We start from the raw sequence: 24,075 nt of genomic DNA on the forward strand, positions 1-24,075 counted from the left end.
TTTCATAGGGCTGTCAACTAAGATTTAATAATGTATAATTGTTAAATTACTCATTAAGGGGTCTTTATATAAAAATTTGTAAATCCTATAATTTACCTCAACCCTTTTAATATATTTATCTGTTTCCTTAAACGGTATGTAATCAAGATTTTTTCCATCTGTTGAATGCTCCGAATTACTTAACCACTTTTGTACATTTCCTCTCCCCCCATTATATGCTGCCAGTACAAGCTTCATATCATTGTTAAATTCTGCCTTCAAGTCATTTAAGTACCAACATCCCATTTTAATATTAAATTCCGGATCATATAGCATGTCTTCATTAAAATCAATTATATTCATTTTTTCTGCTGCCCATTTAGCTGTATCTGGAGTTATCTGCATGAGACCTATGGCATCTTTATTTGATTTTACATATCTTTTAAAATTACTCTCTGTTTTAATTACAGCAATTACAAAATAAACATCCAGATTATACTCTTTAGAATACTTTACTATATAATCTGAATATTTTAAAGGAAAATAATATTTTACCACACTTTTTGCACTGAATATTGCCATTATTATTAATAGTACTACTACTATTTTCATTTTAGATTTCAATGTTATTTATGCCTTAAATATTGTATTTTAAGGCACTCCACCCCCTACAATTTCATAGTTATCTTATTTAATATTTCTTTTAACTGTTTTTTGGTTTCATCTAAGGTATTTGAGTTATCCAATACAAAATCAGCATATTTTCTCTTTTCTTCTAAAGACATTTGAGAATTTATTCTATCAATTATCTGATTTTTTGTCAATTGATCTCTCTCTTTTACTCTAAATATTTGAGTTTTTTTATTTACCCACACCAGTATAATTATATCTATATATTTATAAAATCCGCTTTCTATAAGAGTTGCCCCATCTATTACACAGATCTTATCTCCCTTTTTATATAACTCATCTATTTTTTCAAATATTTCTTTTTTAATAAAAGGCATTATTATATCTTCATATATATTTTTTTTATCCTTATTTGAAAATATATAATCTCCAAATTCTCTTCTTTTTAGCTTTCCCGAATCATCAATAAATTTCTCTCCAAAAGTAGACTTTATTCTATCCGTTATTACAATATATTTTTCCATTACACCTCTAGCTATAATATCAGCATCTATTATAGCTAGACCCTGTTCCCGCAATATATTAGAAACAGTACTCTTTCCACTTCCTATACCTCCAGTAAGTCCTATTTTAATCATATCTTCCCCTCACCCTTAACTATTTTATTTAACCTGATACCAATTATCTCCTATACTTATATCCACTTCAAGAGGAACTTTTAGATTAAACACATTTTCCATTTCCCATTTTACGATGTCCTTTACATTCTTTAATTCATCTTTATACACATTTAAAACCAGTTCATCGTGAACTTGAAGTATTATTTTACTTTTAAAATTATTCTCTTCCAACCTATTATAAACATTTACCATGGCTATTTTTATAATATCCGCTGCACTTCCTTGAATAGGGGTATTCATGGCAAATCTTTCCCCTAGAGCTTTCACTATTTTATTAGAAGATTTTATTTCTGGTATAAATCTTCTTCTATTTAGAATTGTGGTAACATAAAAATCCCTTTCAGCCTGATTTACTATATTATTCATATATAGCTTTACCTTAGGATATTTCTCAAAATAAGCATCTATATAAGATTTTGCTTCCCTTCTTGATATATTTAAATTTCTGGCCAAACTAAAATCCCCAATACCGTATACTATGCCGAAATTTACAGCCTTTGCATTGCTTCTCTGTGTAGGTGTAACTTCCTCTAAAGGCACATTAAACACCTCTGATGCAGTTTTAGTATGAATATCACTATGATTTATAAATGCATTTATTAAATTTTCATCTTCTGATATATGAGCCAGTACCCTAAGTTCTATTTGTGAATAATCTGCAGAAAGTATAACACAATCTTTATTATCCGGTATAAATATTTTTCTTATTTCTTTTCCCATCTCATATTTTATAGGTATATTTTGAAGATTAGGCTCGGTGCTTGAAAGTCTTCCTGTAGTAGTTACAGTTTGATTAAAATTTGAATGAATTTTACCATCTTGCTCTATTACTCCTTTTAATCCTTCAATATACGTAGAATATAATTTAGTAAGTTGTCTATAATAAACTATTTTTTCAATTACAGGATGTTTACCATGTAATCTTTCCAACACATCTGCGTTAGTGGAATATCCCGTCTTAGTCTTTTTTATAACAGGTAAATCCAACTTTTCAAATAATATTTTACCAAGCTGCTTTGGAGAATTTATATTAAATTCTTCCTCAGAGAGAAAATATATTTCCTTTTGTATCCTATCTATTTCTATTTTAAATTTTTCCTCCATCTCAGTTAACTTATTCTTATCTACCTTAAATCCTTCACATTCCATAGATGCCAGTACAAAAGTAAGTGGCTGTTCTACTTCATACAACAGTTTATCCATAGAAGAATCTGATATTTTCTCTTTTAAAATAGAGTATAATCTGTTAAACAACAAGGTTTCTTTTATAAAACAATCTTCCATTTCCTTAGAGATTTCTATACCCAGATACTCCTTAATAATATCTGGTAGTTCATAGTTGGTTCTAGCCGGATCCATTAAATAAGCTGCTATCTTTATATCAAATTCTATGCCTAAAAGCTTTATTCCTATTTTATGCAATATACTGCAAGGTACTTTTACATCATAACTCACTTTACTTAAGCTAGGATTTTCAAACAACATTTTAGCTGTTTCCACTGTTTTAATTTTATTTTCATCATATATTTTTTTTATGTGTATTTCAAAATTTTTTTCTCCTATATTTACAAATATTTCATCTATATAGTTTTTAGAATAACTATTTTCATTTATAACTTTAAAATTAATGTAAAGCAAATTATCTCTTGCATCATTAGACTGTAAAGAATCTATAAAATTATGAAATTTATTTAAATTATCTATAATATCACATTCTACTTGAAAGCTTTCCACTTCTATTTTATCCTGTTCCTCCACTTTAGGTATTTTATCTATTAAGGATTTAAACTGAAGTTTTTCAAATAATTTTCTTAAGCCTTCAGCATTATACTGTTCTTTGGATTCAATAGATTGTAAATCCATTTCTATAGGAACATCTGTGACAATAGTAGCAAGTTTTTTACTAAATACAGCCTGTTTCATATAATTTTTTAAATTTTCTTGAACTTTTTTTCCTTTAATGTTATCTATATTCTGAAGTACGTTTTCTATGCTTTTATACTCTTTTATCAACTTAAGGGCAGTTTTCTCTCCTATACCAGGCACTCCTGGTATATTATCTGAAGCATCTCCCATAAGCCCTTTTACATCTATAAATTCTGTGGGAGTTATTCCATAATTATCTATAATGCTATTTCTATCGTATATTTCCTTTTGTGTTATACCTTTTTTGGTTATGACAATCTTTACTGAATCTGTAGCCAGCTGGAGGGCATCCCTATCTCCTGTAACTATATATACTTCCATCCCTTTCTTTTCTGCAAAAACAGATAATGTCCCCATAAGATCATCTGCTTCAAATCCATCTATTTCAAAAATACTTATGGATAAAAGCTCCAATATTTGCTTAAGTATAGGAAACTGCTCTGACAGTTCAGGGGGCATTCTTTTTCTTCCTGCTTTATATTCACTATATTTATCATGTCTAAAGGTAGGTGCACTTCTATCAAAAGTACATACTATATGACTGGGCTCAATTTCCTTTTTCATTTTTAACAGCATATTTACAAATCCATAAATTGCATTTGTATGAATTCCCTCTGAATTAGTTAAATCAGGCAGTGCATAAAAAGCTCTATTCATTAAACTATGTCCATCCAATATCAATAATTTTTCCTGAGACATAAAATTACCTCCAAAATTCTACTTAAGTATCTAAAAATTAAATTTTTCTAACTTCTCTATTATAACATCTTACTATATTTACTCTCTACTGTTATTTTTCCCCAATGTACTATTCGGGATTTGTAAAATTTCAAACAGTTTTCTATAATTTATATCTGTTTGAATACCACTTTTATGCCAGTGATTTTTACATCCACAATAATCAAGAATAACACATTGAGGTACCAAATTCAAATTTCTTGCCTTTAATCCTCCTTCTATTAAATTCAACACACAGGCAATACCTACAATACCTACATCTCCATATCTTATATGTTTTTTATTAGAAAAAGCATTACTTTCATGAGGAACTATATAAACTTTAAAATTATACTTTTTCCCTATTCTATCCAACATATTAACTTTACAGTTTTCAGAGCAGTTCATACATACAAAACCTTCATCTGATTTTTTTCTTCTGCATACTCCATAAGGTTTTAAACACATACATGCAGGAAGAAGCACTTTTTTATCATTTGTTTTTAAGAATGTCTTTCTAAAAGCCTTATTTAAAATTTCTGCTCCCACCATATTGAGATGATATTCAACTTCTCTTCGCCCACAAAAAATATTATCTTCTCTTGTTCCATAAAACTTATATTCATTGTTTAAAAAACTTTTTACATTCAAAGTATACCTTCCGAGACTTTCCATAGATTCTTTCTCGAACCAATCTGCTATTTCAACAATAAGTTTACCTGCATTAAGTACATATTCCTTATTATTATGCTTAAAAAATGAATTCCATATCTCCATTCTTCTAACTTGAAATTTAAATTCTCCTGTAGATTTAAGCCATATTATCAATTTTTGAAAGTCACTTTCTATATATACTGTATTATAAATCCTATCTTTATGAATCTCTCTGTTTAAAAGATATCTATATGCCATTTTTCCTCTTATGTTATCTATACACTTTTTAAAAATCCAGGAGCGTTGTCTCATAATTGAAAGTAAAGATAAAGTTTTACAAGGTATTTTAGGTAAATCTAAAGATTTTTCTGAATACACATTCCACAAAACTCCTATGATCAAGACTTCTAGTTGATATTCTTCCCTACTTCTCAATTGTTCTATATTAAAATCTATAATATATGCCCTAAAATCGTCTATTATATTATTTGCTTTAATTTTGATTTTTTGTAACACCTGTTCTGAAAAATCAGGTATAAATTTATAATACTCATCAGAATCTTTTAATTTATCTCTAAGATTATAAGTTATATAATTTTTCATATATTTTCTCTCCTAATTGTGATTAACACACATTTTTACTAGAATTGATAACAATAGTTTTTACTTTTATAATTATTTCATTACTTTTTATTTATCCAAACACAACAATTAGCTAATATTTCCATATTCTTCACAGTGGGAGAAAAGCATTCTCATAAGTAAACTCCACCTTAACCTAAGAATCACTTTATTTTACATAATGATCCACATGATCATTTTAAACCCAATATATCCATCAATTTAATAAGGATATATTATAAAAATGCTGTTAAAATAACAACTATAAAACAAGCCTAAACTTCCAAAACTGGAATGAAGTGCGGGGGATAACAATATTTGAGGTGAATCTTTTTATTAAAAAGTAGGACAATCCCTCTCCGAACCTGTCAACTAACCTCGTAGGCTAATTAGGGAGGATATCTATTTATGAATTTCAAAAAAATCAGAACACTACTATTTGCATTAACTTTTTCTATGTTGTCTTTTACACAGGTATATGCTGCTAATTATACAGTAAAGTCAGGAGATTCTCTATTTAAAATAAGTATACTATTTAAAACCGACGTAGACACCATTATAAAAAATAATAATCTAAAAGGCAGCGAGATATATCCAAATCAAGTTTTATATGTGGATTCTAAAACATATACTGTAAAACCTTCAGATACCCTTTATTTAATAGCAAAAAAATACGGCATATCTCTTAGCACACTAATTGCGGCTAACAGCAATGTGGACAAGTATATTTATCCAAGTGAAGTATTAAACATACCTGCAGGCCGAATTTTTAAAAGTACAAGCTCCTTAGATCCTATAGTACCCTACAGTGAAAGTGACTTAGATTTACTGGCCAGATTGGTAACTGCTGAAGCTGAAGGAGAAGTTTACAAGGCCAAAGTAGCTGTAGCTGCTGTAGTATTAAACAGAGTTCAAAGTTCAAAATTTCCATCTACTATAAAAGATGTAATATATGAAGTATCGGGAGGTTATTATCAATTTACTCCTGTATATAATGGCTGGATAAACAAGTCCGCTTCCGAAGATTCAAAAAATGCTGCTTATGAAGCACTCTATGGTTCCGATCCAACAAATGGTGCATTATATTACTTTGATGATAGTACAACAAATACCTGGCTCTGGTCAAAACCCATTGCTTTAAGAGTTGGTAAAATGGTATTTGTATATTAGTATGAATTTGATTACATAAGTTCAATTAATTTTTAAAAATTAAGGCATGAGTAAAACTATAGTTTAATTTACTCACGCCTTATATATTTTTATCTATTAAGTTTTTTATATATTATATCTCCAATAGTTTGAAGCAGTTGGACAATTATTACAAGTATTATTACTGTATATACCATTATGTCAGTCTGGAATCTGTAGTATCCGTAATTTACCGCTACATTTCCAAGTCCACCTCCCCCTACTGTACCTGCCATAGCAGAATATCCTACTACACTTATAACTGTAAGTGTTATTCCAAGTACTATAGATGGAAGAGCTTCTTTTAGCATAACTTTAAATATTATCTGAGTATTACTTGCCCCAAAAGATTTAGATGCCTCTATTACTCCAGGATCCACTTCTTTAAAAGAGGATTCAATTACCCTTGCTGCAAAAGGTGCTGCAGCTATAGTAAGTGGAACTATCGCTGCTGTAGTACCTATAGCTTTTCCCACTATAAACTTTGTAAAAGGAAAGATGGCTATCATAAGTATTATAAATGGAAAGGATCTAAGCAAATTTACCACTACATCTAAAACTTTATAAACTGCTTTATTAGGTCTAAGCCCCCCTGGCTGCGTTATTATTAATAAAACTGCAGGTATAAACCCTATAATTACGGCAAATACTGTAGAAACTATTACCATATAAAATGTTTCTCCTACAGCAGGAAATAGTACCTGCTTAAATATTTCACTAAAACTCATACTATTCCACCTCCCATGTTACATTTTTTGAAGAAAGATAATTACATATTTGTTCCTTATCTTCTTGGTTTATATTTATCACTAGGCTTCCCAGTACATTATCTCGAAATCTCTCAAGTTTTCCCCATACTATGGAAAATTTTATATTTAAATCTATAGCCATAGAAGTTATTAAATTATCCTGACTTATTTCCTTTGGGAAAAATATTCTTATGTTCATTCCTTTTTCCGGCAATAAATTTTCACTTCCCAACAATTTTTTCAAATATTCGCCTGGCCTTAGGAATACTTCTTCCACATCTCCTTCTACCTTTATCTCCCCGCTGTCAATAATTGCCACCTTGTTACATATTTCTTTTATCACTTCCATTTGATGTGTTACTACTACTATGGTTAGTTCAAATTCCTTATTTATTTTCTTTAAGAGTTCAAGTATAGATTTGGTAGTATTAGGATCTAAGGCTGAAGTAGCTTCATCGCAGAGTAATATACTGGGATTTAAAGCAAGTGCTCTTGCAATAGCCACTCTTTGTTTTTGCCCTCCACTTAATTGCCTTGGCATGCTCTCGGCCTTATCCTCAAGTGCTACTAATTTTAATAATTCCCCTACTCTAGCTTTTATTTTCTTTTTATCATATCCCCATACCTCCAGAGGAAGTGATATATTATCATATACACTTTTCCTATTTAGTAAATTGAAATTTTGAAATATCATACCTAAATTTTTCCTAAAAACTCTTATTTCTTTTCCTTTTAAATCTTTTACCTCTTTGTCCATTATCTTTATACTTCCAGTATCATAGGTTTCAAGGCCATTTAAACATCTGAGCAGTGTAGATTTCCCCGCTCCGCTCTGTCCTACTATTCCAAATATTTCACCTTTTTTTATATTAAGGTTTATATTTTTAATTACAACTTTATTATCAAAACTCTTACCAACATTATTAATATTTATCAATAATATTCACCTTCCCTCCATAAATCAAGTAATTCAGAGGTTCAATTGGAGTTTGCTATAGAAAAATGCTTTTCTCCATCTGAACCTTAGAATAACTTATCCAGACGCATAGCAGTACTTATCTCCCACTTTGAAAAGGATGGGAGTATTAGCTAATTCCAGCGTTGGGATAAAATTATACAGCACTAAAAAATCTGAGGAAAACCTCAGATTTAACATCCATAACATTTCTCTCATCTTTCAGCCTTCGCTGCAGGACTTGGCACCATTATACAACGTATTGGTTGCCGGGCTTCAATGGGCCTGTTCCCTCCACCTCTCTTGATAAGTTCAAGATTCATATTCAATTTACGGATTTAATTATATCAATTTAATCCCATAATGTCAATGGTTACATTGTACATATCCCAGCTAAAAGATGACGGAGGAATTTCACAGCTTCAACTTAAATTGCAATGATTGTTTCATCATTTCGAGTCCTTCCACATCAATTTTATCATATATTTTTATAGTTCTTAAAAATTCATCATAAGCCAGATTCATATATCCATTTTTATAATACAATTTTGCAAGATACAAAAGTACATTGTCATCTTCAATTAAATTTAACAGCTGAAGTCCTTTCTCAAATTCATCAAAATAATTTATTTTTAATAATATAGCCAACAAATTAAATATAGCTTCTGAAAATTCTGTGGAAGATTCTTTATCTTCAGCCAGAGGTGTACACTTCTTTTCTTCAAGTAAATCCTCAAATTTCATATATACTAAATACTTTCTATCGTTATGAATACCTTTGGAATTATCAACTAATAGATTTTTAGTTGAAATATTATTTCCAAATGTAATGCAAAGCATACTATAATAAAAAGCTTTATCGATAAAATCATATTCTGTAATCTTCTGAAATGATTCATAAGCCTCATTAAACTTTTTCTGATAAAATAAACAAACTCCTTTATAATAGTATATTTTAGATGTATAATAATTATCTTTACACACTTTCTCCGCTTTTTCAGCATAATCATAGGATATACCAAATCTATTTTGGCTGTAAAATACATCCGATAAAAACAAATACACCTCTTCATCTGTATTTACGTCAAGATAGCTGTCAAGCTTGGATTTCATTTCACCTATAGAAAATTTTTTAATGCCCATTATTTGGGGAAATTTAGAAAATGCTTTAATATATTTAGGATTTACTTTTAATGTTTTATCACAATAATATAAAGCCTTATCATAATCTCTAAGATCAAAGTATACATTGCATAGTGTATAATAAGTTCTATAAGATCCTACTCCAATTAATTCTCTTATTTCGATTGGAGATTCACCCATTTCAATACATTTATTAAGTGAGTTTATGGCTTCTAAATATTTGCCCTGACCTACTAAAGTATTTCCTCTCATAAATTCTAATTCCGTAAAATTAGGGTAATATTCTAATCCTTTATTAATAAATTTATACTCTTCTTCAAAATTTCTCAATATTTGATTGCAAGATACCAGTCTTAATATAAGCTTAGAACTGAACCCCTCCTGAGGGACGAAATTTTCATAACTTCTCATATAATACTTTAATGCCTTTTCATACTGTGCCATAGCATAGTATTCATTTCCCATATTAAATAACATAAAAGAGCTATCAGGTTTTTTATCCAGTTCTTTTTGTATTAAATCCATATTCCTATTTCTCTTGTTTTTAGCATCTATAACTTCATTTAAATATCCATAATGATAAAATCTTACATTTCCAATTTTTACTGCCTGTGGATTATTCATATGCTTTGGTGAAGGTATTATCTGTTCATGTATATTACCTACAAATTTATATCCCTCTTTATTTCTTATAAGTCTTATATTTAAATTCATGGTAACATCATTATGGATAGGCCTTTTTCCAGAATAACTCAAGGTCTGTAGAAAGTATACATTGGTGTTATTATCTTCATTATTAATTAGTCCAAGTAGTTTGTCCGTATCTTCTTTTTCGAACTCATCATCTGCATCCATTATAAGAATCCATTTCTTGGTGGCTTTCTCCAGAGAACAATTTCTAGCATTGCTAAAGCTTCCATCCCATTTATAATAAAAAATTCTGGCACCATATTTTTTTGCAATTTGCACTGTAGAATCTGTAGAGCCTGTATCTACAATTATAATTTCATCTACAAAATGTTTCACACTTTCAAGACATCTATCCAGTACATTTTCTTCGTTTTTAACTATCATGCATAAACTTAAGGACACATCATAACCTCCTAACAGTACTAATTATGATGCTGTCAAAAACAGCATCATAAATACTAAACACTTGCATTATAATATGCTTCAAAATTAGCGGTATTGTCTCCCGTATCATAATACAGTCTTGTATATTGCATATAATACTCCGTAACTAAAACTGTAGCAGTGCTTGTACCTAAAGTAACAAATCCTGCACCATCATTAATAAAATACTCTGAACTACTAGTTGGAGAAATTTGAAGTGCCACTGTAATGGTATTTGTATTGTCATTATTTCTAATATAATATGAATACATCTTTTGTTGTGAAGTATCCTCCTGTAGTACTGAGCCTTCACCTATACCTGTATTTACGATAATATTATCTGTAGTAAACAAAACTCCACTAGTTATTGAACTTATGTTTCCAGCTACTGTCACCGTATTTCCTATATCTACTGTACCTGCTACTGTCACCGTATTTCCTATATCTACTGTTCCTGTTACTGTCACTGTATTTCCTACATCCACCGTCCCTGCTACTGTCACTGTATTTCCTACATCCACCGTCCCTGCTACTGTCACTGTATTTCCTACATCCACCGTCCCTGCTACTGTCACTGTATTCCCTATATCCACCGTTCCTGTTACTGTCACTGTATTCCCTACATCCACTATCCCTGTCATCATTAAGTTTCCTGAATTATCCATTTGTAGTGCTTCAATCTGGTTTGTGCTGATATTATATGCATACATTTGAGTTTTCAATTGCTCTGTCACTCTATTAAATACTAAATTATTGGGCATAACCTTCATCTCCATTTTACTATTAGAATATATTTAAAATGTTCTAAACCTAATAATTATAGTATTCCTTATTTTAGTAATTGTGATTTTATATTAAGTATATTTACTTATACACCTGATATATAAATCTTAGTTTCACACAACCATACTTTGAACAATTGAATCTTACCCTATAATATTTTGCATAATATTTGGCTATGAGAACCTCAGACTTATTAACATTGACTTCTATTTTCACATCTTCAATCCAATTACACAAGTCGGAACTTACCTCAACAGCAGCTTCAATATCATTATTTCCAACATTATCAACAAAAAATGTTCCCTGAATAATACGTTCCACATTTATTGGAGGAGAATATTTTACACTGTAGAATTCTAAATCCCAACATTTTTCTATTACATCTAAAATTCCCTGAAAATTATTATGACTTAATTGTGATATGTGAATTTCCAATTTAGGAATAAATTCATAATCGTAAATAAAGTTAGAAATAAAACTTCCCATAACTTTCTTTTTCTCACCAGATTTTATAATTATCCCTTTATTTTTCACATAATCCCTATTCCATTCATAGAATAACGAAGTTATATCTATGCGGAGTAACCCTTTAAATTTTCTATTTACCTCAAATCTAACTTGTCTGTTATAATATTTAGGCTGATTTTTGAATGTAGTATATTCATTAAACTCTTCTTCAAGAGGCTGTATATAAAAAGTCTCTCTAGAATGTACTGCATCAATTCCACTTAAATATATACATAGGTAAACAAAATTTACAATTAGATTTTTAGGTATATCATCTATATTAAAATACATATAACTTCTATAAATATTTTCTCCATCAAAGCCAACCTTTAAAATATTATCTTTTATATTATTTTGGGGTTGAAAATCTGTTATAGTAAGACTTTTCATACATATACTCTGTATTTTTTCATGCTCCATATTTAATTTCACCTCCCCTATACTATATTAGAATATGTATGAAATGAAAAAATTCTTTTATAAATATAAATTTTTATATTTTATCCTTATAACATATTCCAACTGTTCCTGGACCGGAATATACCCCAACTATAGGACTTATTTGACCTATCATATGTATATCTTCCACATTAGGCAATTGTGAAACCATATCATAAATTCTATCTGCATCTTCTCTGGCATTACCATGTACTATATATACCTCACATGGACTTTTATCCGAAAAATATTTACCCATATCTACCATTCTATTTAAAGAACGTTTTCTTCCCCTAACCTTGTCATAAGTACAGCAAACACCATAATTATCATCAAAATAAACAATAGGCTTTATATCTAACATTTCTCCAATAGTACCAGATATTTTTCCTATACGACCACCCTTTCTAGCATATTCCAAAGTACCAAAAACAAAAAAGAAATGCATTTTACTTTTTATTTTTGGTATATTATCTACAATTTGCTGAAAATTTTTCCCTTGTTCAATGAGTTTGCCACACTCTTTTAAAATAATTCCTTCCCCTACAGATGTTGATTTTGAATCATATATATGCGTGATCAAATTTTTATGTTTTTCGCTTACTATTTTCAAAGCATTATATGTACCTGAAAGTCCACTTGAAATAACTATGGCAATTACGTGAGTATAATTTTCTTCCTCAAGCTTTTTATAAATTCTTTCCATATCCTCCATTGATGGCAAAGAAGATTTAGGAATTTCAACTTTCATATTATCGTATACTTCCTTTGGAGTAATTTCAATTTTATCTATATATTCTCTATCTTTATATATAATTCTAAAGGACAGAATATTTATATTATATTTAGTTATAGTTTCTTCATCTATATCACAGGCTGAATCCGTCAATAATGCAATTTTTTCCATAAAAATGCCTCCATATATTTCTATTTATTTAGATTATAATATATCACAAAATATTATTAAAACTATATTAACAGAATTTTGTATTACTTTTTAAGCTTATTTTAAGCTTTGTTTATGAAAATATATTTAAATGGTAAAAATATAATTCTAGAAAAGGAGATTTAATAAAATATGATAAAAATATTTTTTAGAAAAAATCTACTTAAAATCGGTCTAATTCTTTTAATATTATTATCTGCATTTTTATGTATTTATAATATAAAAAATTACTCAACCAACACTAATACATACCATGGCAGATTGGAACAATTCAATTCAAACAATGGACAGAGAATGCAAAGGGATAATAATCAAAAAACAAAAGCGGGAAACAATTCAAATACACCTGATCAGAAAGCTGGCAAAAACTTTTCATCAAATAATAACAGTGTACCCGGTAATAACACTCAAATTCCCGGAGGAGGAAATCAAAGAGGCGAACTCATGGCCTCAAATGACAAATATGCCCCACTACTCACTTTATATTTAATAATATTTTTTACACTATGTATTATAGCATTTTATTTTTTTGCCTATAAAAATTTAAAAATACATAGTAATAGTACAAAAATATTAATTTTTTCACTACTTTGCGTAGGCTTGTTTTTAAGAATTTCATTATCCACAGTTATGGAAGGATACGGTGGAGATATAAGTTTGTTTAAAAGTTGGGCTTCCTCTGCTGCAAACAGTTTATCTCAGTTTTATGTAAATTCTAAATCAGCTGACTATCCTCCACTATATATTTATGTACTATTTTTAATTGGTAAATTAGCAAAAATAAGTTCAATAACTCCTTACTATACATTACTTTTAAAATTGCCTTCTATAATAGCAGACATTGTAACAGCTTATATAATATATAAATTGGCTAAAAAGTATTTTTCTTTAGAAATGGGTATTCTTTTAAGTGCTTTTTATATTTTTAGTCCAGCTATTTTTATAAATTCATCCCTTTGGGGACAGGTAGATTCTTTTTTCACTCTTTTTTTAGTTCTGTCTTTATTCTTTTTGTCAGAAGGGAAATTTGTTTTTTCATCTATACTTTTTACCTCTTTAGTACTTATGAAACCCCAGGGAATTATATTTTTTCCTGTACTCTTATTTGAACTTATAGCCAGGAAAAATTTAAAGACCCTTATTAAATGTGCAGCTTCATGTATTGTGACTTCTTTAGTTATTATACTCCCATTTTCCTTTAATCAAAATGCACTGTGGATTTTTAAATTATATAAAAATACCATATCAGAATACCCTTACGCTTCTGTAAATGCTTTTAATTTTTTTAATTTACTTGGCGGAAATTATAAAGAAAGTTCCACTACATTTTTTATATTCAGTTATAAAATTTGGGGAATAATTGCAATTATAGCAATTGCAGCTTTTTCCTGGTATATTTATATTAAAAGTAAAAACAAAATATTTTCCTTTTCCTGTGCACTTGTTCAAATTTCAGGAGTTTTTACTTTTTCTACCGGAATGCATGAAAGATACTTATTTCCTGCTGCAGCACTATCCATCTTATCTTTTATATATTTAAAAGATAAAAGGCTGCTAATACTACTGGCAGGATACACCCTTACAATCTACAGTAATATTTATTCTATACTTTTTGGAGGCTTTGGAAATACTACTTCACATACTTTAGTAAGTGATGGAACTTGCATATTGAACATAATTCTATTTGCATATCTTGTAAAAATATTGCTTGATATAGTACTTAAGAAGAAAGAATTTAATCCTGAATCTTTTGATATAAAATTCTATTAATCCAAAAGAGATGTTTCAGAACAAACTCTGGAACATCTCTTTTTTTACATTAAAATAAGCTTTCTGGTGCTCTATACTCAAGTTTTAAACTATCTGCCACTGCTTTATAAGTCACAAACCCTTTATATACATTGAGACCTTTTAAAAGAGCCTTATCATCTTTCATTGCTTTCTCTGCTCCTTTGTTAGCTATATCCTCCAAATAAGGAAGAGTAGAACTAGTAAGTGCATAGGTAGATGTTCTCGATACAGCTCCAGGCATATTAGATACAGAATAATGAATTACTCCATATTTTTCGTAGCATGGATTATCGTGAGTGGTAGCCCTATCTATAGTTTCCACAGATCCTCCCTGGTCAATAGCTACATCAACTATTACAGATCCTTTTTTCATTGTTTTAACCATTTCCTCTTTAACAATTTTAGGTGCTTTTGAACCTATTACCAATACTGCCCCCACTAATAGATCTGCTTTCTTGACCATCTCAGCCACATTAAATTCATTACAAACTAATGTAGACAATCTACCGTTAAATATGTCATCTACATAGGCTAATCTATCCTTATTTATATCAAGTATTGTAACCTTTGCACCAAGTCCTAGAGCCATTTTAGCAGCATTTGTTCCCACACCGCCTGCTCCAATAATTACAACTTCTCCAGGCAGTACTCCCGGAACTCCTCCAAGTAATATACCGGCTCCTCCATTATATTCTTGAAGCAGGTTTGCTCCTATCTGTATAGACATTTTTCCTGCTACCTCACTCATAGGAGTAAGTAATGGAAGACTTCCATTATCAAGCTGTACTGTCTCATAGGCTATAGATATAATTTTCTTTTTAATTAGTAATTCTGTAAGAGGTACATTGGCAGCAAGATGAAGATAGGTGAATAAAATTTGATTTTCTCTAAAAAGTTCATATTCTTCTTCTATGGGTTCTTTTACTTTCACTATTATATCTGATTCTTTAAATATTTCTACATTTGTATCTATTATTTTACCACCTACATCCTGGTACTCTCTATCCTCTATTCCACTTCCAATTCCAGCAGATTTCTCTATTAACACCTGGTGTCCGCCTTTTACTAAAGCATGTACTCCTGCTGGTGTTATAGCTACTCTGTTTTCATTATTTTTTAATTCTTTAGGCACTCCTATAATCACTATATACTCCCCCTAATTATTTAATTTGCTCAGGTATTATTGAATGGTTATTTTTAATTGTAGAAAGTGTAACTATTGTCTTAGTCTTTTGAACTCCTTTAATACACTTTATTTTATTTAAAACTTTTTCAAGGGTTTCTGTATTTTCAGTAATAATTTTCAATGCATAATCAAACTCACCCGCTAAATAATGACATTCAACAATTTCATTTTCAACCTGGATGATCTCTATAAATTTATCAATAAATGTTGGGTTTTCAAGACTTACAAACATTATAACCATGAGATTCTTATTAAATTTTTTATTGTTGATAATTATTGTATATTTTTCAATTAAGCTTGAAGCATCTAATTTTTTCAACCTGTCACTTACTGCAGGTATTGACAGATTAATCTTGCTGCTCATTTCCGAAATAGAAATTCTAGCATTTTCTTGCAGCAATTTTAGTATTTTAATATCAATATTGTCCACACCGTCACCCTCTTAAATTTATTAAGCAAATTATAATACATATATTAAAAAAATTAAATATATTTTATATAATTACATAAAAAATAAGGTTAAAAATTTTTTAACCTTATTTTATTAATCAATGTATATAAAATTATACCTTCAAATTAAATATTTTAAGTATTTCTAAATAAAAGCTTAAAAAGTATTAACTGCCTGTAAGAATTTATCAATGTGTTCTTCTGTATGTTTCACATTTAAAAATATAGCTTCAAACTGGGAAGGTGCTATATAAATACCTTGCTCAAGCATATGCTGAAAAAATTTAGCAAAAACACTGGTATCACATTTTCTGGCATCCCTATAGTTTTTAACTTCTGAGTCATTTGTAAAAAATATGGAAAACATGGCTCCACATCTATTTATTACCATAGGTATGTTTTTATCCTTTGATATTTGTTTTATACCTTTGTCTAATTTTTTACCCAGCTTTTCAAGCTTAACATAATAATCAGGATTTTCATTCAGCTTCTTCAAAGTTGCAAGCCCAGCAGCCATTACAATTGGATTACCTGACATGGTTCCAGCTTGATACACAGGTCCTAATGGAGAAAGTTTTTCCATTATATCTTTTCTTCCACCGTAGGCACCACAAGGCAGTCCTCCCCCCATAATTTTTGCAATGGTAGTAATATCAGGTTTTATTCCATATAAACTTTGAGCACCTTTATAGGCAACTCTAAATCCACTCATTATCTCATCAAAAATAAGTAGACTTCCATATTCATCACAAAGTTTTCTCAATCCTTTTAAAAAATCTATTTTTCCTGGAATTACTCCCATATTTCCTGCTACAGGCTCTACTATAATAGCTGCAATATCCTCACCATACTCTTGAAAAATATTTTCTACATTTTCAAGATCATTATATTCAGCTATAATGGTATTTTTTATACTATCTTCAGGAACTCCTGCACTTCCCGGGATTCCTTCTGTCATAACACCTGAGCCTGCTTCTACAAGAAAATCATCAAAATGGCCATGATAACAACCTGCAAATTTTATTATCTTATTTCTCTTTGTATATCCTCTGGCAAGTCTTACTGCACTCATAGTAGCTTCAGTACCTGAATTAACCATCCTAATCATTTCCATATTGTCTATAGTAGTACATATATATTTAGAAAGTTCTAATTCAATTTCTGTAGTAGCTCCAAAAGATATAGCACTTTCACTGGTGTATTTTATAGCCTTCACTACATCCTCATCACAATGGCCTAAAATCATTGGTCCCCAGGAACAGACAAAGTCTATGTATTTATTACCATCTTCATCATATATATAAGCACCTTTGCCCTTTTTTATTATAGGTGGATTTAAAGGGACATCCTTAAAAGCCCTCACTGGACTGTTCACCCCACCGGGCATATATAGTTTTGATTCTTCGAATATTTTATCATTTCTCATTTCATACTCTCCTATACACAATATTATTTACAGAATATCTTGTTTATCAATCTAAGACACTCTTCCTCCGTACCCTTTAATTTTTCTTCCTTCATTACCTCTATGGCTCTGTTGATATAGAATCTAGCAGTACTTTCTATCATCGTCTTTACAAGAATATCATTATCTTTGGTATACTTTTTATTTTTAAATGTATTTATTCTTTTTTCACATATTTCATGACCATACTCTTTTACTTTTTGTATTTCAGGAGAAAGTTCATATAATTTTTCCCACTTCACAAATTCATCTATGTGTTTTTTAAGGATATACTTATATTTTTCCATGATTTGTTTTCTTTTAATCTTGTTTTTTTCATCTATGACACTTATATCGTCAATATCATAAAGGTTGACATTATCCAAAGTTAACACATTCTTATCTACATCTTCAGGTACTGCCAAATCAAATATGGTTAATTTTTTACAGGGAAGATCTACTTTAGAAATTATTTTACAAGGTGCAGAAGTGCAACTTACAATACAATCTACATCACCATAATAATCTTTTCTATCCTGAAAAGGTATAAATCTAGCCCACCCATACTTTTTATACAAATCATCAATCTTGCTTAAATCACGCACTGCAATATATATGATTTCAACATGTAAATTATTTAGATATTTAAATAATAATTGTCCCATTTTTCCAAAGCCAATTATCATATATTTTCTAATATTCATATTTAAAATTTCTTTTGCAACTATTGACGGAATTGATACAGGTGTCTTATAACTTTCACAAATATGTTTAAATTCTTTGCCGCAGGTTACTGCATTTTGAAAAAGTCTCTGAAGTTTACCTTTTATAGTTTTAGCTTTCAAGGCTGCCTCATAGGCTGTTTTAATTTGTCCTAAAATTTGATCCTCCCCTAAAATTTTAGAGTGAAAACCACAGCTAACTTCCATTAAATGCTTAATTGCATGCTTATCTTTTATGTAAAAAATATACTGTACAAGCTCATAATCCCAACCCATTCCACAAAATACGGTATTAATAAGTTCTTTTTCTTCTAAATTTGAATCTACATATATTTCTGTCCTATTACAGGTACTTAAAATTAATACATCTCCTACAAGTTCATTAATATATTTTAATTTGCTCTCCAATACTTTGGAAGTAATAGAAAATTTTTGTCTTATTACAATATCACACTGACTTCTTATGCCAATAAGTTGTATCATTTTATCAACTCCAACATTTACAACTACAAAATATTCAGTTTCATTTTTAAAGAAAAAATCCTCTTAACTAAAGATGTTAGAAGGAATTTTATAATGTAACATCAAATAATTCTTAGATTCAGATAGAGTTTGCTTATAAGAAATGCTTTTCTCCACCTGAACCTTATTAACAGTATTCTTAGTGTCTTTAGCACTTAGAATACGTTATCCTTTAGGGGAAGAACTTATCCAGAGACGTAGTGCTCATCCCCACTTTGAAAAAGATGAGGGTGATAGCCAGAATTGCCGCCTTAGGATAAAATTATTTTTATTATAACATTATTGTAAAGATAATCAACTAAAATTAATAAGTAAAATTTTTTATCTCAAGATAATTATCAAGAGATTATTTCACACTACCTTTTAGATCATACAATACCTGTGAAGTCATACCATCAAATCCACCAGGACTATTATTTCTCATGCTGTTACCCAGTTTATCATTTATATTACTGTACATATCATAGTAGTTTATACCTGCATTTTTACTATAATTATCTATTTTAGAATTTACATCTTCTTTATTACCAGATTCAGTAGAATCCTTCCACTGATTTTCTGACACTATCTTGCCATTTTTCTCTACCCAATTCATAATATCATCCATGGAACCTCTTCCCATTCCTCCTGTAAGTACATATCTAACTTCCCCATTTTTAACCATAGCTTTAAATTTATCTAATGTAAGTATCTTATCAGAGCCTGTAAAACCACCTAATGCCATTATCCCCTTACCAGTTTGTAGTATTATATCTTGGGCAGAAGTTGCACTGGAAACTACAAGAATATATTTCTCATCTGTAATATTACTCTCAAGGAATTTTATAAGTTTCTTATTATTACTGCCCTCGGAACCTCTTCCTCCCATCATAAAATTACCAGATTCACTATTTGATAGAAGCTCCAATCCTGCTGAAGGCATAGTACCGTTCATCTTATGATTTATAGTAGCCGCAGAGCCAATAGCAGGTGTTATTAAAATTCCTATAAAAGCAATGGCTGTCAATACCTTTCCAAACTTTATATTCCCCGGCTGCTCCAAGTTACCTTTCTTTATTACCTTATATATTATAAGCAATACAGATGCTGCAAAACACAGTATTAAAGAAGATACAATGACAGTTTTAATTGCAGAGGATATATTGCTGTAATAAGATAACATTAAAAGCTGTACTAATCCATTTGCAATAAGAGATGCAGGTAGTAAAAGCCACCTTATATTTATACTCTTTTCCTTATAAAGTTTCCACATAGAGGCAAGTCCTATTCCTGACAAAGCTGCAATAGGCGGAGCCATCATGGTTAAATAGTATTGATGGAATAGTCCTTTGGTATAGCTGAAATATAAAAATTCAGGAACAAGCCACAAAACCCATAACATTAAATCTAGTTTTTTTCTATTGTTAAAAGGAAACTTCAGCTTTTCCACTATTGCTGCTGCAATAAATCCAAATACAGCCAGAGGTAAAAACCACACTATCTGATCTGATAAAATATTTTTAGAGAACAATCTGGTAATGCCTGATTCTGTCTGACCTCCAAAGTTTCCTGCCATTCCTCCTTGACCGCCTCTTCCTCCAGGCATCTGACCTTCTGGTAATTTCATTTCCTCTGGAATGTTGTCATTTCCACCTAGAAAATTAGGCATACCTCTATTTTTACTGCCCTCTGCAGTCTTTTGTCTATTAGCCCAATTCCCATTTTGAGCATTTCCATTGCCTCTTTGATTTTGTGTACCGTATATATTACTATTTCTAAATTCTCCCGGTGCTTGTCTTCCTCCCATACCACTATTATTAAATCTCTCAAGTCCATTATGTCCTAATATAAGTTCCATAACAGTATTATTTGTACTACTTCCTACATAAGGTCTATACTGTGCCGGCACAAAATCTACTATTACTGCCCAAGACAGAGATACTACCACAAGTACAACTGTACCTAAAGCTAGATGTTTTATTCTCTTTTTTACAGGTATTGCTGATGAAATGAGATAAATTACATATGCTGCCGGTATAATCATATAGGCTTGGAGCATCTTTATATTAAAGCCTATGCCTATAAAAACCAAGCTTATTATAAGATATTTAAATCTACCCTTTTCTGCAGCCTTAGAGAGGAATACACAAGCAATAAGCAGTGTCATTACCAAAAGATTATCTATGGTATTATTTCTACTGGCAGCCACAAAAACAGGGGTAATTGCAAGGCAAAGAGCTGAAATAGTTCCAGCTGTATTTCCAAAGGACTTTTTCACCATACAATATACAAGCCCAACAGATATAACTCCTGCAAGAGCCTGTGGAAACAATATACTCCATCCACTGAATCCAAATATTTTAGCTGATATAGTTTGTATCCAAAAACCTAAAGGAGGTTTATCAATAGATACAAATCCTGAGGGATCAAAAGATACAAAGAAAAAATTTTTAAAATTTACAAGCATGCTCTTTACACCAGCAGCGTAATATTCATTTCCATAACCTTCTATACTTAAATTTGTAAAATTCAATATGGCAGATAAAATTAAAACCACTGCTATTGGAAATTTTTCTTTTTTTAATTTTATGCTTTTCACACATCTTCCTCCCATTAACTGAACACCCAGAATTTATATAATGAAAAATTTATAACTTGAGCTATTAAAGTAACCATTACTTTGGATATATAAACATTTATACTAAAAGTATTTACTAAGAATTTCATACACAATACTGTAGTTACAAGAGAACAAATATTAACTACAATAAATTGAATCAATTCACGATATACTTTCTTGTTAGAGGTTTCACTTTCAAATGTCCATTTTTTATTCAATATAAAACTATTTATTATTCCAAAACTATAGCCTAATACCTGACTTAAAGTATAATATATACCAAATAAACTTTCACATATAGTAAATACGCAAAAATCTACCAGAGTATTTATTACTCCTGTAGCAGAGAAGCGACTTAGGCATTTAAGTTTACCATTAAAAATACGATTAAATATAGAATACTTTGCTTTAGTTAACTGAGTCATGATTTTTATCAACCTTTCTATCATTTATAATACTTTCAATAATATAGTTAGGCCTTCTTTTACTTTCATCAAAAATTCTACCTATGTATTGGCCAATTATTGCTATACAGCTTAACATTATACCGAACATAATTAAATCAATAGATATGATAAAGTTAAAATTTATTATATTTATTCCTCTAGTTAAATGTTTTATAATATCTAACACCATAATTAGTATTCCTATAAAAAAAGATATTCCCCCCAAGTACCCGGAAATGACAAGAGGTTTATATGAAAATGAAGTTATGCCATCAAAAGCTAATTTTAGCATTTTTTTAATGGGATATTTACTATCCCCTGCAAATCTCTCCTGTCTTACAAACTCTACAAAAGTCTGTTTATATCCAATCCAGCTTACCAGTCCTCTTACATACCTATTCTTTTCCGGCAGTGAGTTCAAAGTATTACACACCTTTCTATCTATAAGCCTGAAGTCTCCTGTATCCACAGGTATATCAACATTAGTTATGTTTTTTAGTAACCTATAAAAAGTTTTAGCAGTAAATCTTTTAAAAAAAGATTCCCCTTCTCTTTTTATTCTTTTTCCATATACGACATCATAGCCTTCTTTCCATTTTTTAATCATTTCAAGAATAACTTCCGGAGGATCCTGAAGATCTGCATCTATTACAACTATTGCCTCTCCTACAGAAAATTCCATTCCTGCAGTTATGGCACATTGGTGTCCAAAATTTCTAGAGAAATTAACAAGCCTTATATTCATATCCTTAACACACATTTTCTCTACCTTTTTTCGTGTACTATCACTACTTCCATCATTTACAAATATGATCTCGTAATTTTCTAAAGTAGAATCCATTATTTTTTTTAATCTTTTATAAGTTTCATCAACAACTAGCTCCTCATTATATAGAGGTACTATTATAGAGTAAATAATACTTTTATACATTTAATTCACCTCATATATAGTTTAATATAATTTTTATATTAAAACCTTAAAAAACACTTAAAAACACCATTAATAAATGTAAACTAACTTTGAACATATAGTATATAATCCCATAATTTTACTTAAACATGTATTCAATGTTGTTTATATTGAGAATTTATCGTATATTGTTAATATATAATATATAGTATTGTTACTAAAAATTTTCAAAGATTTAAAATTTACCAATTATAATTTTTATGTAGATATACCTTATCATAAGGAGTGAATTACTATGAGACTACTTTTAATTGAAGACGAAGTAATGCTTTCAGAGGCCCTAGTTTACATATTTAAAAAAAACAATTACAATGTGGATGTTGCCTACGATGGAATTAAAGGCCAAGAAATGGCAGAAATAGATATATATGATGTTATAATACTAGATAGAATGCTTCCTGGAAAAGATGGCCTGGAGATTTTAAAGGATATTAGAAACAGGGGCATCAGAACTCCTGTAATTATATTAACAGCTATGGATTCCATAAGCAGTAGAGTGGAAGGTTTGGATCAAGGTGCAGATGACTATTTAATAAAACCTTTTTCCACGGAGGAACTTCTAGCAAGAATACGAGCTCTTGGAAGGAGACATATAGATTTTATTCAATATGGAACCATACAGTTGGCTTCTTTAACTTTTGATCCTTTAAGAGGAGAACTTCAGTATAAAGAAAATAAAGTTAAACTTACCTCTAAAGAGTCCCAGCTTTTGGAACTTTTAGCCCGTAATAAAAATCAAGTACTGACCAAAGATCAGATACTAGACAGGGTCTGGGGACCTGATTCGGATGTAGAAATGAACAACAATATTGAAGTGTACTTTTCCTATCTTAGAAAAAAACTTAGAAAATTAAATTGTAATATTATTATAGAAACCATAAGGGGTATAGGTTACTGTCTAAAAGAGGTTTAAATT

At 29.9% G+C, this 24,075-nt stretch carries 20 protein-coding genes and 2 riboswitches; of the genes, 3 read left to right on the plus strand and 17 right to left on the minus strand.

The annotated features are described in order from the left end of the window. Window positions 1-24 precede the first annotated feature (24 nt). The 4 genes from AB3K27_RS17930 to AB3K27_RS17945 form a co-directional block, all read right to left on the minus strand. Complete coding sequence (locus tag AB3K27_RS17930; RefSeq protein WP_368488713.1) at window positions 25-603, minus strand: lytic transglycosylase domain-containing protein; 579 nt, start codon at window positions 601-603, stop codon at window positions 25-27. Window positions 604-647: 44 nt separating this feature from the next. Then, the gene (coaE, locus tag AB3K27_RS17935) at window positions 648-1,247 is read right to left on the minus strand and encodes a dephospho-CoA kinase (RefSeq protein ID WP_368488714.1); all 600 of its coding nucleotides are present in this window, start codon (window positions 1,245-1,247) and stop codon (window positions 648-650) included. A 24-nt stretch (window positions 1,248-1,271) separates the two neighbouring features. Then, window positions 1,272-3,914, minus strand: a complete 2,643-nt coding sequence (gene polA, locus AB3K27_RS17940; protein WP_368488715.1) for a DNA polymerase I — start codon at window positions 3,912-3,914, stop codon at window positions 1,272-1,274. Between the two features lie 78 nt (window positions 3,915-3,992). After that, entirely contained in the window at window positions 3,993-5,189 is a 1,197-nt protein-coding gene (locus AB3K27_RS17945; RefSeq protein ID WP_368488716.1) for a DUF116 domain-containing protein, read from the minus strand. 280 nt (window positions 5,190-5,469) lie between these two features. Next, a riboswitch (cyclic di-AMP (ydaO/yuaA leader) is annotated at window positions 5,470-5,609 on the plus strand. A gap of 6 nt (window positions 5,610-5,615) precedes the next feature. Here AB3K27_RS17945 and AB3K27_RS17950 point away from each other — a divergent pair. Next, entirely contained in the window at window positions 5,616-6,377 is a 762-nt protein-coding gene (locus AB3K27_RS17950; protein WP_368488717.1) for a cell wall hydrolase, read from the plus strand. Between the two features lie 89 nt (window positions 6,378-6,466). Here the strand turns inward: AB3K27_RS17950 and AB3K27_RS17955 are convergent, their stop codons facing one another. The 6 genes from AB3K27_RS17955 to AB3K27_RS17980 all read right to left on the minus strand — a co-directional run bounded on the left by AB3K27_RS17955 (window position 6,467) and on the right by AB3K27_RS17980 (window position 12,990). After that, a complete protein-coding gene (locus tag AB3K27_RS17955; protein ID WP_368488718.1) occupies window positions 6,467-7,123 on the minus strand; it encodes a methionine ABC transporter permease in 657 nt (218 codons plus the stop codon). 1 nt (window position 7,124) lies between these two features. Next, window positions 7,125-8,081, minus strand: a complete 957-nt coding sequence (locus AB3K27_RS17960; protein WP_368488719.1) for a methionine ABC transporter ATP-binding protein — start codon at window positions 8,079-8,081, stop codon at window positions 7,125-7,127. Between the two features lie 230 nt (window positions 8,082-8,311). Next, window positions 8,312-8,412, minus strand: a riboswitch (SAM riboswitch). Between the two features lie 101 nt (window positions 8,413-8,513). Next, window positions 8,514-10,334, minus strand: coding sequence for a glycosyltransferase (locus AB3K27_RS17965; RefSeq protein WP_368488720.1), 1,821 nt, complete (start codon window positions 10,332-10,334; stop codon window positions 8,514-8,516). Window positions 10,335-10,390: 56 nt separating this feature from the next. Further along, window positions 10,391-11,116: a DUF6385 domain-containing protein gene (locus tag AB3K27_RS17970; protein ID WP_368488721.1), complete on the minus strand. Its 726-nt coding sequence runs from the start codon at window positions 11,114-11,116 to the stop codon at window positions 10,391-10,393. 103 nt (window positions 11,117-11,219) lie between these two features. Next, a complete protein-coding gene (locus AB3K27_RS17975; protein ID WP_368488722.1) occupies window positions 11,220-12,065 on the minus strand; it encodes a DUF6385 domain-containing protein in 846 nt (281 codons plus the stop codon). Between the two features lie 73 nt (window positions 12,066-12,138). Beyond that, window positions 12,139-12,990: a DegV family protein gene (locus AB3K27_RS17980; RefSeq protein ID WP_368488723.1), complete on the minus strand. Its 852-nt coding sequence runs from the start codon at window positions 12,988-12,990 to the stop codon at window positions 12,139-12,141. 171 nt (window positions 12,991-13,161) lie between these two features. Between AB3K27_RS17980 and AB3K27_RS17985 the strand changes: the two genes are divergently transcribed. Continuing rightward, entirely contained in the window at window positions 13,162-14,799 is a 1,638-nt protein-coding gene (locus tag AB3K27_RS17985) for a glycosyltransferase family 39 protein (RefSeq protein ID WP_368488724.1), read from the plus strand. A 49-nt stretch (window positions 14,800-14,848) separates the two neighbouring features. On the opposite strand, the gene ald is transcribed toward AB3K27_RS17985, so the two are convergent. The 7 genes from ald to AB3K27_RS18020 form a co-directional block, all read right to left on the minus strand. Then, the gene (gene ald / locus AB3K27_RS17990; RefSeq protein ID WP_368488725.1) at window positions 14,849-15,964 is read right to left on the minus strand and encodes an alanine dehydrogenase; all 1,116 of its coding nucleotides are present in this window, start codon (window positions 15,962-15,964) and stop codon (window positions 14,849-14,851) included. A gap of 16 nt (window positions 15,965-15,980) precedes the next feature. Continuing rightward, entirely contained in the window at window positions 15,981-16,436 is a 456-nt protein-coding gene (locus AB3K27_RS17995; RefSeq protein ID WP_368488726.1) for an Lrp/AsnC family transcriptional regulator, read from the minus strand. Window positions 16,437-16,613: 177 nt separating this feature from the next. Further along, complete coding sequence (gene hemL, locus AB3K27_RS18000) at window positions 16,614-17,882, minus strand: glutamate-1-semialdehyde 2,1-aminomutase (protein WP_368488727.1); 1,269 nt, start codon at window positions 17,880-17,882, stop codon at window positions 16,614-16,616. Between the two features lie 23 nt (window positions 17,883-17,905). Beyond that, window positions 17,906-19,105: a glutamyl-tRNA reductase gene (gene hemA, locus AB3K27_RS18005; protein WP_368488728.1), complete on the minus strand. Its 1,200-nt coding sequence runs from the start codon at window positions 19,103-19,105 to the stop codon at window positions 17,906-17,908. A 385-nt stretch (window positions 19,106-19,490) separates the two neighbouring features. Beyond that, window positions 19,491-21,722 (minus strand): glycosyltransferase family 39 protein, encoded by a 2,232-nt coding sequence (locus AB3K27_RS18010; protein ID WP_368488729.1) that lies wholly within the window; start codon window positions 21,720-21,722, stop codon window positions 19,491-19,493. Between the two features lie 14 nt (window positions 21,723-21,736). Next, entirely contained in the window at window positions 21,737-22,168 is a 432-nt protein-coding gene (locus tag AB3K27_RS18015; protein ID WP_368488730.1) for a GtrA family protein, read from the minus strand. Further along, the gene (locus AB3K27_RS18020) at window positions 22,152-23,120 is read right to left on the minus strand and encodes a glycosyltransferase family 2 protein (RefSeq protein WP_368488731.1); all 969 of its coding nucleotides are present in this window, start codon (window positions 23,118-23,120) and stop codon (window positions 22,152-22,154) included. The genes AB3K27_RS18015 and AB3K27_RS18020 overlap by 17 nt, the downstream gene beginning before the upstream one ends. Before the next feature lie 274 nt (window positions 23,121-23,394). Between AB3K27_RS18020 and AB3K27_RS18025 the strand changes: the two genes are divergently transcribed. After that, window positions 23,395-24,072, plus strand: a complete 678-nt coding sequence (locus AB3K27_RS18025) for a response regulator transcription factor (protein ID WP_368488732.1) — start codon at window positions 23,395-23,397, stop codon at window positions 24,070-24,072. Window positions 24,073-24,075 lie beyond the last annotated feature (3 nt).

The organism is Clostridium sp. BJN0013 (assembly GCF_040939125.1).
Lineage (GTDB): Bacteria > Bacillota > Clostridia > Clostridiales > Clostridiaceae > Clostridium_B.